At 66.3% G+C, this 13631-nt stretch carries 12 protein-coding genes; 6 read left to right on the forward strand and 6 right to left on the reverse strand.

Going from position 1 to position 13631, the window contains the following annotated elements; all coding sequences use genetic code 11:
• Positions 1–18: 18 nt before the first annotated feature.
• Positions 19–1635 carry a DUF4403 family protein gene (locus VGV41_RS16600; RefSeq protein WP_326865035.1) on the reverse strand — a complete coding sequence of 539 codons (1617 nt, stop codon included), beginning with the start codon at positions 1633–1635 and terminating at the stop codon, positions 19–21.
• A gap of 174 nt (positions 1636–1809) precedes the next feature.
• Between VGV41_RS16600 and VGV41_RS16605 the strand changes: the two genes are divergently transcribed.
• Positions 1810–2139 (forward strand): hypothetical protein, encoded by a 330-nt coding sequence (locus VGV41_RS16605; protein ID WP_326865037.1) that lies wholly within the window; start codon positions 1810–1812, stop codon positions 2137–2139.
• A 67-nt stretch (positions 2140–2206) separates the two neighbouring features.
• Here VGV41_RS16605 and VGV41_RS16610 read toward each other — a convergent pair whose 3' ends face one another.
• The gene (locus VGV41_RS16610) at positions 2207–3178 is read right to left on the reverse strand and encodes a Bug family tripartite tricarboxylate transporter substrate binding protein (RefSeq protein WP_326865038.1); all 972 of its coding nucleotides are present in this window, start codon (positions 3176–3178) and stop codon (positions 2207–2209) included.
• Positions 3179–3272: 94 nt separating this feature from the next.
• Positions 3273–4196, reverse strand: coding sequence for a 2-dehydropantoate 2-reductase (locus VGV41_RS16615; protein ID WP_326865039.1), 924 nt, complete (start codon positions 4194–4196; stop codon positions 3273–3275).
• Positions 4197–4342: 146 nt separating this feature from the next.
• On the opposite strand from VGV41_RS16615, the gene VGV41_RS16620 reads away from it, so the two are divergent.
• Positions 4343–4702 (forward strand): DUF4189 domain-containing protein, encoded by a 360-nt coding sequence (locus VGV41_RS16620; protein ID WP_326865040.1) that lies wholly within the window; start codon positions 4343–4345, stop codon positions 4700–4702.
• Between the two features lie 86 nt (positions 4703–4788).
• Here the strand turns inward: VGV41_RS16620 and VGV41_RS16625 are convergent, their stop codons facing one another.
• Positions 4789–5550, reverse strand: a complete 762-nt coding sequence (locus VGV41_RS16625; RefSeq protein ID WP_326865041.1) for a L,D-transpeptidase — start codon at positions 5548–5550, stop codon at positions 4789–4791.
• 205 nt (positions 5551–5755) lie between these two features.
• Positions 5756–6280: a tRNA (N6-threonylcarbamoyladenosine(37)-N6)-methyltransferase TrmO gene (gene tsaA, locus VGV41_RS16630; RefSeq protein ID WP_326865042.1), complete on the reverse strand. Its 525-nt coding sequence runs from the start codon at positions 6278–6280 to the stop codon at positions 5756–5758.
• A 186-nt stretch (positions 6281–6466) separates the two neighbouring features.
• On the opposite strand from tsaA, the gene VGV41_RS16635 reads away from it, so the two are divergent.
• From VGV41_RS16635 to metH, 3 genes are read left to right on the forward strand one after another with little or no spacing between them, the layout of a single operon-like run.
• Complete coding sequence (locus VGV41_RS16635) at positions 6467–7477, forward strand: metalloregulator ArsR/SmtB family transcription factor (protein WP_326865115.1); 1011 nt, start codon at positions 6467–6469, stop codon at positions 7475–7477.
• A 29-nt stretch (positions 7478–7506) separates the two neighbouring features.
• Complete coding sequence (metF, locus tag VGV41_RS16640; protein ID WP_326865043.1) at positions 7507–8391, forward strand: methylenetetrahydrofolate reductase [NAD(P)H]; 885 nt, start codon at positions 7507–7509, stop codon at positions 8389–8391.
• Positions 8388–12107, forward strand: a complete 3720-nt coding sequence (metH, locus tag VGV41_RS16645; protein ID WP_326865044.1) for a methionine synthase — start codon at positions 8388–8390, stop codon at positions 12105–12107. Before metF ends, metH begins: the two co-directional genes overlap by 4 nt.
• A gap of 66 nt (positions 12108–12173) precedes the next feature.
• Here metH and VGV41_RS16650 read toward each other — a convergent pair whose 3' ends face one another.
• Positions 12174–12296, reverse strand: a complete 123-nt coding sequence (locus tag VGV41_RS16650; protein ID WP_326865045.1) for a hypothetical protein — start codon at positions 12294–12296, stop codon at positions 12174–12176.
• 343 nt (positions 12297–12639) lie between these two features.
• Between VGV41_RS16650 and VGV41_RS16655 the strand changes: the two genes are divergently transcribed.
• Entirely contained in the window at positions 12640–13593 is a 954-nt protein-coding gene (locus tag VGV41_RS16655; RefSeq protein WP_326865047.1) for a tripartite tricarboxylate transporter substrate binding protein, read from the forward strand.
• The last annotated feature ends 38 nt before the right edge of the window (positions 13594–13631 follow it).

Consider the following 13631-nt stretch of genomic DNA (forward strand, 5'->3'; position numbering starts at 1 on the left):
TTGTCTCGGCCGGTTCATTTACTGCGGCAGGCGCGTCACCGAAACGCGGGCGCTACCGTCGGCCTCGGCGATGACGCGCAAGGTCGTCTGGTCGTAGCTGATGCCGGTGAGACGCACATCGTCGATCGCCGCATCGACGCGCACGCCGTTGTCGTTCTTCTGGAAGTCGGCGAGCGAGGCGGCGATCTTCGTTTTCGCATCGGCGGCGAACGGCTTGAGGTCGATCACCGCATTGTCGGCGAGCGCCTGCTCGAGATAGGGCGTGGCGGCGCGCGCCGCCGCGCTCAGCAACATCGCCTGCGAGTCGACCGCGAGCGAGATGTCGGTCAGCCGCATCGTCTGGTTCTTCGGGTCGAGCACCGGTCTGCCCCAGATCAACACGTCGGCAGCGCCGCCGAAATGGAACCAGCTCTTGCGTTCGTGCGCGTTGACGTGCAGCGCGATCAGCAGGCGATCGCCGGCGGCGGCGAGGCTCGCGCGCTCGATCTTGACCTCGACCGCGGAATTCTTGTCCTCGGGATACGTGCGGCCCTTGAGCTGCGCCTCGAGGATCTTGTTGATCGCAGTAAACGGCACGTCGATCGGCAGGCCGACGGAGAGCTTGCCGTTCTGCATCGGCGGCACAAGTTCGAGCTGCGCCGGGAACGGGCAGGTGGGCTTGGTCGCGGTCGCGACGATGCGCGTCTCCGTCTGCACGCCGATGGTCAGCGTGACCTCGCGCGCGTCGATCTGCGGCTGCGCCGCCGCCGCGCGCACGGGACGCATTTCGAGATAGAGCTGCGGCAGACCGGTCGTGCCGCCGCCGAGCGGGATCGAGCGGCACATCTTCGCCCACTGCTCGCGCGCGGCCCGCTCGATGGTCGGATCGTTGCGCAGGCGCGTTTCCAGATTGGCGACCTGCTCGTTGACCGCCTTGTCGATCAGCGGCCGCGCCTCGCTCGCCATGTTCACCTTGATGCCGGCGAGCGACAGCGCGCTGTCGCCGAGCGCGACCTGGGCCGAGAGGTTGGGCTCCAACCGCCACTTGGCGGTGATCGCCGGCTTCGACTTCACGACGACCTGGCCGCGCAGGTCGGCATGCTGGTCGAGCACCTGGCCGGTGAGATTGCCGATCTGCTTGCCGAGCGAGGAGTCGAGGATGCCGGCGATCGAATTGGTGAGGTTGCCGGCCTGCGTCGCCAGTTGGCCGGTGATCTGCAGCGAGCCGGTGAGCGGCGTGTTGATGTCCAGTTCGCCCGGCCGGCCGGTGACGCTCATCGTGCCGCGCGAAATGGTGATGCCGACATTGGCCTTCGACAGCATTTTGCTCACCGGGTTGTCGTTCTTGCCGGCGAGCTCGCGTGGCGCGGCGTTGTCGAGCGACTGGCGGATCGCCGTCAGTGACACCGCGACCGGGGCGATGACGTAGGAGGTACGCGTGATCGGCGGCAGCGGCGGTAGTTTGGGCAGCTTGGCGACCGCCCGCTGCGCCGCGGTATCGACAGGGAAAAAGTGGTCGAGCGCCCACAGGGTTGCCGCGAAGCCACCGCCTGCAACGAGGAGGACCAGGACGGCGATGCGGAACAGACGCGAGCGGCCGAACAGCCGGATCGGCGCCGTCGCGTAGTAGATCGTGTCCTCGAGTATTCGGCTCATTCCGCGAACCCCGCTGCCGCCGAATCGTTGGAACCAATGCTAATGCCGCCGGGCCGGTGAGGCCAGCATTGGAGTTCCAATGTCACGATAGCGAGAGTGCTGCGCGCGCAAATATACGGAACGCGGAACGCAAGATCGGGTTGTCTTCCCGCGTAACAGGAGAGAGGCAATCCCATGAAATTTACCAGTATCGTTCTTGCGGCCGGGCTCCTGGCCGCTCCCGCTATCGCGCTTGCGCAGAGCTCGCCGTCGCCGAACAACACGTCGGGCCCCGGCGTGAACGCGTCGACCCCGGCGCCGACCGAGCAGGGCGCGGCGGCGACCAGCGGCAATACGAAGGCCATCCCGGCCCGTCCGACCATGTCGAAGTCGAAGATGAAGAAGTCGCGGCACATGGCGACGCGCAAGTCGAACCGCATGACCACCGGTGCGGCGATGCGCGACACGAAGAAGAAAAACGCCAGCCCGGCGAGCGCCGCCGAAGGTGTCGAGAAGGAAAAGTAAGGCGCGTCTGAACTGAGTCAGAGACGTCGACTCCCGCCGGCCTGGCCGGCGGGAGTTTTCGTCGTCGTCATTTCACCGAGAGACCGAGTACCTTGACCATGTGGCCCCACTTGTCGACCTCGGACTTGAACATGGCCTGCGCCTCGGGCTGCTTGAGCGACAGCGGATCGAAGCCGATGTCGGTGAGGCGCTTCTGCACCGTCGGGCTCTTGATGGTGTCGAGGATCGCTTCGTTGAGTGTGGCGACGATCTTCGGATCGGTCTTGGCCGGCGCGAACACGCCGACCCAGGAGGCGGCCGAGAAGTCGCCGAAGCCCTGCTCGGCGTAGGTCGGCACGTCCGGCACGACCGCCGCGCGCTTGGCCGCGGCGATGCCGAGCCCTTTCAGCTTGCCGGCCTTGATCTGCGCCGCGGCGCCGCCGCCGAGCGTGGTGGCGAGCAGGTCGATCTGGTTGCCGAGCGTGGCGTTGATCGCCGGCGCGCCGCCCTGGAACGGGATGTGCGTCGCCGGCACCTTGGCCAGCTCCTTGAAGAAGAATTCCGCCTCGACATGCGAGCCGCTGCCGACGCCGGCCGAGCCGAAGGTGATCGGCTTGCCTTTCATGCTCTTCACGAACTCGGCGAGGTCCTTCGCCGGGTTCTTCGGATTGGTCACCAGCGCCTCCGGGCTCGAGGCGGCGATGGCGACGGTGGTGAAGTCGTCGATCTTGAACGGATTGTTCTGGTGCAGCGTCGCGTTGATGGCGAGCGCCGTCGTCGTCACCAGCACGGTGTAGCCGTCCGGGTTGGCGCGGGCGACGAGGCCGGCGGCGATGTTGCCGCCCGCGCCGCCGCGGTTCTCGACCACGACGCTCTGGTGCAGCCGCTCGGACACGCCCTGCGCCATCATGCGCGCGAGCGTGTCGGCGACGCCGCCCGGCGCGAAGGCGACGATCATGGTGATCTTGTTCGACGGATAGGTCTGGGCCCGGGCACCGCCGGCGGCGACGCTCAGCAGCGCGGCGGCGACCAGGAGCCGCAGGATGCGGTGATGGCGCATGATTGTCCTCCCCGCTCGCGTGTTATTGTTCAGGGGGCGCGAGCGGCGCGGAGTATTCCAGCAGGGCAATGGGCTGACAAGGCCTCGGACGGGCTCAGCTTTTGCCCATCCGGTGCAACTTCAGCGCGGCATAGATGGTGTCGTTCACCGGCGTCGGCACGCCGAGTTCGCGGCCCAGACGCGACACGGTGCCGGCGAGCCAGTCGAGCTCCAGCCGGTTGCCGCGGTCGAGATCGTTGGCCATCGACGCCTTCATGTTCGCCGGCACGCTCTTGTCGGCGAAGGCCATCCGTTGCTCGAGATAGCTGTCCTCGATCGCGACGCCCTTCGCCTGGCCGACCTTCAATGTCTCGCGCATGATGTTGTGGAACATGCGTCGCGTATCGGGGTCGGCGAGGATCGGACCCATCGTCTTGCGCGTGACGGCGGTCGCGCCCGATGTCGCGGTGAGAAATATATATTTGTGCCAGCGGTCGCGCTGGATGTTATCGGACAGGCTGATCTCGATGCCGGCGGCCTTGCCGGCGTCGACGAAAGCTTGCAATTGCGGGTCTGGACGCCCGTCGACCCTGCCGCAAATGATCGACTGGAAGGTGCCGTCCTGGCGGATGACGCCGGGACGATCGATCACCGTCGCGACGTAGGTCACGCCGGCGGCCGTGTTCTCCACGCCGAGGATCGGCGCGATCGTTTCGTAGCTGTTGATGCCGTTCTGGAGCGGAATGACGCGCGTGTGCGGCCCGACCATAGGCCGCGTGGCCTGCGCGGCCGCTTCGGTATCCCATAGCTTCACCGCGAACAGCACGATGTCGACCGGACCGACCTTGGTGGGATCGTCGGTGACGTTCGCCTTCGGGATATGGACATTGCCCTCGGGCCGCTCGAGCGTGAGGCCGTTCTTCTCGATCGCCGCCTTGTGGGCGCCGCGCGCGATGAAGAACACGTCGTGGCCTGCGGCGGCCAACCGCGCGCCGTAATAGCCGCCGACTCCGCCCGCCGCCATCGCTGCAATACGCATCGCACACCTCCAAATCAGCGGGCCGGACCTTAACGGGTTTGCCGACGCCCCCAAACCACTTCTCCGTCATATCGCTGCATGGTAGGGTTGCGGCGCCGGCACAACCGCAACAAGTCGGGTCCGGCTTCAGACACGGGGGGACATCCATGCTGGGCATCATTCGGCTCGCGGCATTCGCCGCGGCGATGTCGATTGCGGCGAGCGCCTACGGGGCGGGCGCCATCGCGATCGACGATGAGGAAGGGCAGCACCACGAGGACGTCGGTTACGGCGTTGCCGTCGGCGAGCACAATCGCGACGAGGCCGCCGGCGCCGCCATGCGCCGCTGCCGGCAGGAAGGCAACAAGAACTGCCGCGTCGTGGTGCGCTTCGACAAATGCGGCGCCTACGCCGTGTCGCACGGCCACTTCGGCGTCGGCTGGGGCACGTCCCTGGGCACGGCGCAGGCGATGTCGCTCAAGGAATGCGGCAGCAACTGCCGCGTCGTCGTCGCCGAGTGTGAGTGACGACGACTTTTGCTCGCTGCGTCGCTCCAAAAAAATTGCCCGGCGCGAGGCCGGGCAAGTTGTCGGAGGATCAAGTCAGTAGTCGATCAGTAAAGTCCGGAGGGCCGGGTGCCGTTCCACGCGCGAGCCGCACGGCTCTGCGGCGCAGGCGCATAGGATGCGACCTGCGTGGTGTCGGGCTTTGCCGCTTCGCGGGTCGGATTGGCGGCCATCGGCAGCACGATCACCTTGGCGCCGACCTGCACGCGGCTGTAGAGGTCCTCGACGTCGGCATTGAGCAGGCGGATGCAGCCGCTCGACATGAACTTGCCGATGGACGAGGGATCGTTGGTGCCGTGGATGCGGTACTCGGTGCCGCCGATATACATGGCGCGCGCCCCGAGCGGATTGCCGGGTCCGCCGGCAACCATGCGCGGCAGATAAGGCTGGCGCCTGATCATCTCCGACGGCGGATACCAGTCGGGCCACTCGGCCTTGCGCGCGACATTCTTCACGCCGGCCCAAGTGTAACCTTCACGGCCGACGCCGATGCCGTAGCGCATGGCCTTGCCGCCGCCGAGCACGAGATAGAGGAAGGTGTGCGGCGTATCGACGATGATGGTGCCGGGCGCTTCGCGCGTCGGGTAATTGACGACCTGCCGCTGCAGACGGCCGGCCAGCGACGCGTCGGTATCCGTGGCGTCGTCCTGTCCCGGCGCGGGATCGACGGCCTGCGGCTGCGGCGCGGCCTGGGTCTGGGCCGGCGGCGCCATGAAGGCGAACAGCGATTGCGCGGAAGCGGGCGTGGCGAAAGCGGCAGCCGCGATCAGCGCCGCGAGCGAAGCGGTGGTGAAGAGCTTGTTGGACATGGCACCCCTCGACGAACCGTGACAATTGTTCGTCGAGGCAATGGCCAAAACGGTTCAATGTTCCGGATCACAAGTCCTCAAATGCGTGAAACTGCCTGGAACCGGCGGAGTTTTGGCGCGTTTGGCGGGACTTTGCGGATTGAAAAATGCGGCCCTACGCTCGGTTCGTTCCTGGGGACGAACGGAGTGAAAGCGAAGCCCTCCACTACGGCGCTCGTTCATCCTTCCTTTTGTGCCAGCCGACCACCGCGTCGGGCACGCTGTCGGTCGAGGCAAAATACGGCTTGATGTCCAGAAGCGGCGTGCCATCGAGGCAATCGAGGCCGACGACGGACAATTTGTTGCCGTCGACGCTGAGCAATTTGACGACGCTCAGTGCGATCGGATTGGGCCGGGCCGGCGAGCGCAGCGAGAACGTGCCGCGCTCAATGCCGTAATGGCTCGGAGTCTGCAGCACCAGGTTTCGCGGCGCCTTGTCCATCCAGTAGAGCAGCACCAGGTGCGAGCAGGTCTCGACCTCCTTCAAGGCCGGGGCATAGCGCGCCTCGACTTCGACCGTGCAGACCGCATCGCTCGCGCGCGCGTTCTTCGGGCAGTCCTTGCGCTCGGTCCACGGCGTGCGGATGCGGCCGATGAAATAGACGCCGGCGTCGGGAGAGGCGGGCAGGTCGACCGCCTGCTCGCCGGGGCGGATGCCGAAGTCGGGCGTGGGGCCGTTGGCCGGGTTCATGCGGGGTTCCTTATCGCTTCTCGTTAGCGCTGTCGGGTGAGAACACTAGCAATACGGGCCGCGAACCGCCGCCCTGACGAGGATCAAGGGGCCGGGCGGGACGACGCCCTTGCGCCGGTCTATTTCAACGTATAAAGATATCCTTATATAGTGGGAACAGGCCCAAGCGGCGGCGTTCAGGTCAACATGGTGCTCGGCGACAGCGGCAGGCTCGGTTTCGAGGCTCTCAACGTGGCGCTCAAGGCTGCGGGCGAGGAGACGCGCCTGCGCGTGCTCGCGCTGCTGGCCGAGGCCGAACTGACCGTTTCCGACCTCACCGACATCCTGCGGCAGTCGCAGCCGCGCATCTCGCGCCACCTCAAGCTGCTGGTCGAGGCGGGACTGATCGAGCGCTTCCGCGAGGGCACCTGGGCCTTCTTCCGCCTGGCCGAGCATGGCGGCGGCGCCGACGTCGCCCATGCGCTGCTCGACCGGCTCAATCCGGCCGACCCGGTGATCGCGCGCGACCGCGACCGCCTCGCCGATGTCCGCGCTGCCCGCGCCGCCGCGGCGCAGGCCTATTTCCGCGAGCACGCCGTCGAGTGGGACCGCATCCGCAACCTGCACGTCGCCGACGAGGCGGTGGAGGAGGCGATCCGCGCCGCGCTCGCCGACAAGCCGTTCCGTTCGCTGCTCGATCTCGGCACCGGCACCGGCCGCATGCTCGAATTGTTCGGGCCGCACCTCGAGCGCGGCCTCGGCCTCGATCTGTCGCTCGACATGCTGCTGCTGGCGCGCGACCGGCTGGAGCGCGCCGGCCTCAAGCACTGCAGCGTGCGCCAGGGCGACCTCTACGACCTGCCGATTGCCGCCGACTCCTTCGACGTCGTCATCCTGCATCAGGTGCTGCACTTCCTCGACGACGGCGCCCGGGCCATCAAGGAAGCGGCGCGCGTGCTGCGGCCGGGCGGACGCCTGTTGGTCGTCGACTTCGCGCCGCATGAACAGGAATTCCTGCGCGAGCAGTTCGCGCATCGCCGTCTCGGCTTCGCGCCGGAGACGGTGACGCAGTGGATGACGGCGTCCGGGCTCGAGCCGGTGCTGCATCGCTCGCTTTCGCCGGAGCCGGGCAGCGACGGCAAGATCGCCGTGTCGCTATGGCTGGCGCGCGACGTGCGCGCGCTGATGGCGACGCCAAAACGCCGCGAGGTTGCGTGATGAACATATCTCCGCGTTTGAGCCGGTTCATGCCGGCGGGCCATAACCGCATTGCGACGTCGTTCGAGTTCTTCCCGCCGAAGGACGAGGCGATGGAGAAGACGCTGTGGGAATCGGTCGAACGGCTGGCGCCTTTGTCGCCGTCGTTCGTGTCGGTCACCTACGGCGCCGGCGGCTCGACGCGTGAGCGCACGCACGCCACCGTCCGTCGCATCCTCAACGAGACGACGCTGACGCCGGCCGCGCATCTGACCTGCGTCGCCGCCACGCGCGCGGAGATCGACGGCATCGTGCGCGACTATCACGACGCCGGCGTACGCCACATCGTGGCATTGCGCGGCGACGCGCTGGAAGGCGCTGGCGCGAAATACGCGCCGCATCCGGGCGGCTATGCCAATGCTGCCGATCTCGTCGCCGGAATCAAGAAGGCTGCGCCCGATTTCGAGATCTCCGTCTCTGCTTATCCGGAGAAACATCCGGATTCGCCGACGGTCGAAGCCGACATCGACATGCTCAAGGCCAAGGTCGATGCCGGCGCGTCCCGCGCGATCACGCAGTTCTTCTTCGAGAACGACGTCTATTTCCGCTATCTCGAGCGCGTGCGCGCGCGCGGCATCGATATCCCGATCGTGCCGGGCATCCTGCCGGTGCAGAACTTCAAGGCGGCGAAGAACTTCGCCACCCGCGCCGGCGCTTCGGTGCCGGCCTGGATCGCCGAGCGCTTCGCCGGCCTCGACCACGATCCGGCGACGCGCAAGCTGATCGCCGCCGCCGTCGCCGCCGAGCAGGTTATCGATCTGCTGGATCGCGGCGTCACGTCCTTCCATTTCTACACAATGAATCGCGCCGACCTTGTCTACGCGATCTGTCATCTGCTCGGCCTGCGTCCGGCCGTGCAGGAGGTGAAGTCATGAGTCCTGTGTCCGTACGCACTACCTTTGTCGAGGCCATGAAGCAGCGCATCCTGGTGCTTGACGGCGCCATGGGCACGATGATCCAGGCGCTCAAGCTCGACGAAGAAGGCTATCGCGGCGCGCGCTTCGACGCGTGGAACCGCGAGGTGCGCGGCAACAACGACCTCTTGAATCTCAGCCGGCCGCACGCCATCCGCGACATCCATCTGAAGTATTTTCAAGCCGGCGCCGACATCGTCTCGACCAACACGTTCTCGTCGACGGCCATTGCGCAGGCCGACTACGGCATGGAGGAGATCGCCTACGAGCTCAACCATGCCGGCGCACTGCTCGCGCGGGAGGCGGCCGTGCTTGCGGAGAAGGACGACGGCAAGCGCCGGTTCGTCGCCGGCGCGCTCGGCCCGACCAACCGCACCGCCTCGATCTCGCCGGACGTGTCCAATCCGGGTTTCCGCGCCGTCACCTTCGACCAGTTGCGCGCGGCCTACGGCGAGCAGGCGCGCGGTCTGCTCGACGGCGGCGCCGACCTGTTCCTGATTGAGACTGTGTTCGATACGCTGAATGCCAAGGCGGCGATCTACGCGATCGCCGAATTGTGCGAGGAGCGCGGCGTCGACGTGCCGGTGATGATCTCCGGCACCATCACCGACATGTCCGGCCGCCTGCTCTCCGGTCAGACGCCGGCCGCGTTCTGGAATTCGGTGCGGCACGCCAATCCGGTCACCATCGGCCTGAACTGCGCGCTCGGCGCCAAGGAGATGCGCGCGCACGTCGCCGAGATCGGCCGCGTCGCCGACACCTTCGTCTGCGCCTATCCGAACGCCGGCCTGCCGAACGAATTCGGCTATTACGACGAGAGCCCGGAATTCATGGCCGAACTGCTCGGCGAGTTCGCCGATGCCGGCCTCGTCAACGTCGTCGGCGGCTGCTGCGGCACGACGCCGGAGCATATCGCCGCCATCGCCAACGCCGTCGCGGGCAAGACCCCGCGCGGCATTCCCGAGGTGCCGCAGCAGCTGCGCCTCTCCGGGCTCGAGAGCTTCGCGCTGACGCCGGAAATCCCCTTCGTCAATGTCGGCGAGCGCACCAACGTCACCGGCTCGGCCAAGTTCCGCAAGCTCGTCACCGCCGGCGATTATCCGGCGGCGCTGTCGATCGCGCGCGAGCAGGTCGAGAACGGCGCGCAGGTCATCGACGTCAACATGGACGAGGGCCTGCTCGATTCGGAAGCGGCGATGGTCACCTTCCTCAACCTTATCGCCGCCGAGCCGGACATCGCGCGCGTGCCGGTCATGGTCGATTCCTCGAAGTTTTCCGTCATCGAAGCCGGCCTCAAGTGCATCCAGGGCAAGCCGGTGGTGAATTCCATCTCGATGAAGGAAGGCGAGGCGGCCTTCATCGAGCACGCCAGGATCGTGCGCCGGCACGGCGCCGCGGTGGTGGTGATGGCCTTCGACGAGAAGGGTCAGGCCGACACGTTCGAGCGCAAGTGTACGATCTGCAAGCGCGCCTACGACATCCTCACGCAGCAGGTCGGCTTTCCGCCCGAGGACATCATCTTCGACCCGAACATCTTCGCCATCGCCACCGGCATGGACGAGCACAACAATTACGGCGTCGACTTCATCGAGGCCACGCGGTGGATTCGCGCAAACCTATCGTACGCGCACGTGTCGGGTGGCGTGTCGAACCTGTCGTTCTCGTTCCGCGGCAACGAGCCGGTGCGGCAGGCGATGCACTCCGTGTTCCTCTATCACGCCATCAAGGCCGGCATGGATATGGGCATCGTTAATGCCGGGCAGATGGCGGTCTACGACGATCTCGATCCGGAGTTGCGCGAAGCCTGCGAGGACGTCGTGCTCAACCGCCGTCCGGACGCGGCCGAACGCCTGCTCGATCTCGCCAAGAGATTCCACGGCAAGGGTACGGAAGAGAAGCACGCCGACCTCGCCTGGCGCGAGAAGCCGGTTGGCGAGCGGCTGACGCATGCTTTGGTGCACGGCATCACCGACTTCATCGAGACCGATACCGAGGAGGCGCGCAAGGCGGCCAAGCGTCCGCTCGACGTTATCGAAGGCCCGTTGATGGACGGCATGAACGTCGTCGGCGACCTGTTCGGCGCCGGCAAGATGTTCCTGCCGCAGGTGGTGAAGTCGGCGCGCGTGATGAAGCAGGCGGTCGCCTATCTCATGCCCTACATGGAGCAGGACAAGGACAACCGCGGCCACTCCTCGTCGAACGGCAAGATCGTCATGGCGACGGTCAAAGGCGATGTGCACGACATCGGCAAGAACATCGTCGGCGTCGTGCTCCAGTGCAACAATTACGAGGTCATCGATCTCGGCGTCATGGTGCCGGCGGCGAAGATCCTCGAGACGGCGAAGGCCGAGAAGGCCGACATCATCGGCCTGTCCGGCCTGATCACGCCGTCATTGGACGAAATGTGCCACGTCGCCTCCGAGATGGAGCGGCAGGGTTTCGAGGTGCCGCTGATGATCGGCGGCGCCACGACCAGCCGCGTGCACACGGCGGTCAAGATCCATCCGAACTACCACCGCGGACAGACGATCCACGTCAACGACGCGAGCCGTGCGGTGGGCGTGGCGCAGTCGCTGCTGTCGCAGGGCAAGGGCACCTACGTCTCCGAGCTGCGCAACGAATATGCGCGCATCGCCGCCGCGCATGCACGGGCGCAGGAGGACAAGGCGCGGCTGTCGCTTGCCGCCGCGCGCGCCAATGCGGTGAAGCTCGACTGGTCGGGCGCCTACGTGCCGCCGAAGCCGTCCTTCCTCGGCACGCGCATGCTCGAGAACTACCCGATCGCCGAGTTGGTCGACGCTATCGACTGGACGCCGTTCTTCTCGACCTGGGAGCTCGGCGGCCGCTACCCGGCGATCCTCAACGACGCCAAGGTGGGCGAGGCGGCGCGCTCGCTCTACGAAGACGCGCGCGCGATGCTCGATAAGATTGTCGCCGAAAACTGGTTCAAGGCGAGTGCAGTGGTCGGGTTCTTCCCCGCTAACGCGCAGGGCGACGATATCCTCGTCTATGCCGACGAGGCGCGCGGGCAGCCGGTCGCTACGCTGCACACCTTGCGCCAGCAGTTGTCCAAGCGCGAGGGCCGCTTCAATTCGGCGCTGTCCGATTTCGTCGCGCCCCGCGAGTCGGGTCTTGCCGATTACGTCGGCGGCTTCACCGTCACCGCCGGCATCGGCGAGGACGAGGTCGCCGACCGCTTCAAGCGCGCCAATGACGACTATTCGGCGATCATGGTGAAGGCGCTGGCCGATCGTCTCGCCGAAGCCTTCGCCGAGAGGCTGCATCAGCGCGTGCGCAAGGAGTTCTGGGGCTACGCCGCCGACGAGACGCTCGGCAACGACGAACTGATCCTGGAGAAGTATCGCGGCATCCGTCCGGCACCCGGCTATCCGGCGCAGCCGGACCACACCGAGAAGGGCACGTTGTTCAATTTGCTGCAGGCGGAGCGCATCGGCGTACAACTCACCGAGAGCTTCGCGATGTGGCCGGGCGCCGCCGTGTCCGGCCTCTACTTCAGCCATCCGCAGGCGGCCTATTTCGGCGTCGGCAAGATCGAGCGTGACCAGATCGAGGACTACGCGCGGCGCAAGGGCTGGAGCGTGGCCGAGGCCGAGCGCTGGCTGGCGCCGATCCTCAATTACGATCCGCGCCAGGCGCCGAGCATCGCGGCGGCGTAACACGCAGAATCAAAGCGCCGGAGAACCATTGGCTCTCCGGTGTCGCATCGCGCGAATTGAAAAGCTTTAGAAAGCGCCGAGCAGCACTGCGCCGACGAACACGAACACGGCGCAAACGGCGATGACGTCCCACTTCAAGGCAAGGTTCACGGCAAGCCTCCCTTGGTCGGTGTAGGCGAAGGTTAGCACGAAACACCGCGGTACCGATATTGCGGCCGAAAATTGCGCGATATTCTTTTACCGCCATGCGTGCGCTGCATGCTTCCGGTAACCGCCTGATCGTTCGTGCGGAATGCTCCGGCAGGCGGGGATGCTGCAATGCAGCGCAGCAAGAGCCTGTATAAAACACGGTTCCAGTGACGTGCGCATGACGCTGGCCCACCGCCGTGGGACGACGCCTCGTCCTTGCGTCCGACGGCCGCGCATCGCCGGAGAGATACAATTTGCCCGATCGCGAACGGCCGGCTATCTGTGCTTGCTTGTAAATTCAGCCGGGGACAACGAAAAAATGCGCACCTTGTGTCGTTCACTGATGACCCTTGCCGTGGCGGCGTTCGCCGCCTTCGCAACGCTGCCCGCGCAGGCGCAGCAGCCCGCCTGGCCGTCGCGCCCGGTGCACTTCATCGTGCCGCTGGGCGCAGGCTCCGGCGTCGACATCACCGCGCGGCTGCTCGCCGACAAGCTGTCGCAGAAATGGGGTCAGCCCGTCATCGTCGAGAACAAGCCAGGCGGCGACGCGATCCTGGCGATCATGGCGGTGGTGAATGCGCACGACGACCACGTGCTGCTGTTCGCGCCCGCCTCCACCTTCACCGCACACCCGCTGCTGCACGACAAACTGCCGTACAAAGCGGACGATCTCGTGCCGATCGCGCGCGTGACCAACACGCTGATCGCCTTCGGCGTGCCGACCGGTCTCGGCGTCTCCTCGATCAAGGAGTTCGCCGCCAAGGCGAAGGCGGAGCCGGGCAAATTGAACTACGCCTCGGTCACCGGCGCCAACGACCTGTTGTTCGCGGCCTTCCTGAAGACGCAAAAGCTCGACGTCGCCAAGGTGCCCTATCGCAACACCGTGGACGCGATCAACGATCTCGCCGACGGCCGCATCCAGGCCTATGTCGGCGCCTACGCCATCATGCGGCCGCGCGTGCAGGCCGGGAAGGTCAAGGTCATCGCGCTGACCAATCGTCAGCACGCGAAGTCGCTCGATGCCATCCCGACCGCGCGCGAGGCCGGCTACCCCTCGCTCGAATTCGACGGGCTGGTCGGCGTGCTCGGGCCCAAGGGCATGCCGAAGGCGGCGATCGAACGCATCGCCGGCGACATCAAGGAATACGTCGCTGATCCGGGGATCAATGCGAAGCTGGTCGCCACCGGGCAGATCGTCAATCCGGGCTCGGCCGATGACTTCGCCAAGGATCTCAAAGACCAGCGCGACACCGTCGCCGAGATCGGCAAGACGCTCGGCATCAAGCCGGCGCAGTAGAAGCGCGCTCGACAGGCATCGCCTCCGGCGGTCGCGCC

It is taken from the genome of Pseudolabrys sp. (assembly GCF_035943735.1).
Classification (GTDB): Bacteria; Pseudomonadota; Alphaproteobacteria; order Rhizobiales; family Xanthobacteraceae; genus Pseudolabrys.

What these genes read in the sequence shown, in the direction of transcription:
- metH (WP_326865044.1), top strand. Translation starts at nt 8,388, where the DNA reads ATGAGTCCTGTGTCCGTACGCACTACCTTTGTCGAGGCCATGAAGCAG.
- VGV41_RS16615 (WP_326865039.1), bottom strand. Translation starts at nt 4,196, where the DNA reads ATGCGTATTGCAGCGATGGCGGCGGGCGGAGTCGGCGGCTATTACGGC.
- VGV41_RS16625 (WP_326865041.1), bottom strand. Translation starts at nt 5,550, where the DNA reads ATGTCCAACAAGCTCTTCACCACCGCTTCGCTCGCGGCGCTGATCGCG.
- VGV41_RS16610 (WP_326865038.1), bottom strand. Translation starts at nt 3,178, where the DNA reads ATGCGCCATCACCGCATCCTGCGGCTCCTGGTCGCCGCCGCGCTGCTG.
- VGV41_RS16635 (WP_326865115.1), top strand. Translation starts at nt 6,467, where the DNA reads ATGGTGCTCGGCGACAGCGGCAGGCTCGGTTTCGAGGCTCTCAACGTG.
- VGV41_RS16655 (WP_326865047.1), top strand. Translation starts at nt 12,640, where the DNA reads ATGACCCTTGCCGTGGCGGCGTTCGCCGCCTTCGCAACGCTGCCCGCG.
- VGV41_RS16620 (WP_326865040.1), top strand. Translation starts at nt 4,343, where the DNA reads ATGCTGGGCATCATTCGGCTCGCGGCATTCGCCGCGGCGATGTCGATT.
- VGV41_RS16600 (WP_326865035.1), bottom strand. Translation starts at nt 1,635, where the DNA reads ATGAGCCGAATACTCGAGGACACGATCTACTACGCGACGGCGCCGATC.
- metF (WP_326865043.1), top strand. Translation starts at nt 7,507, where the DNA reads ATGCCGGCGGGCCATAACCGCATTGCGACGTCGTTCGAGTTCTTCCCG.
- VGV41_RS16605 (WP_326865037.1), top strand. Translation starts at nt 1,810, where the DNA reads ATGAAATTTACCAGTATCGTTCTTGCGGCCGGGCTCCTGGCCGCTCCC.
- tsaA (WP_326865042.1), bottom strand. Translation starts at nt 6,280, where the DNA reads ATGAACCCGGCCAACGGCCCCACGCCCGACTTCGGCATCCGCCCCGGC.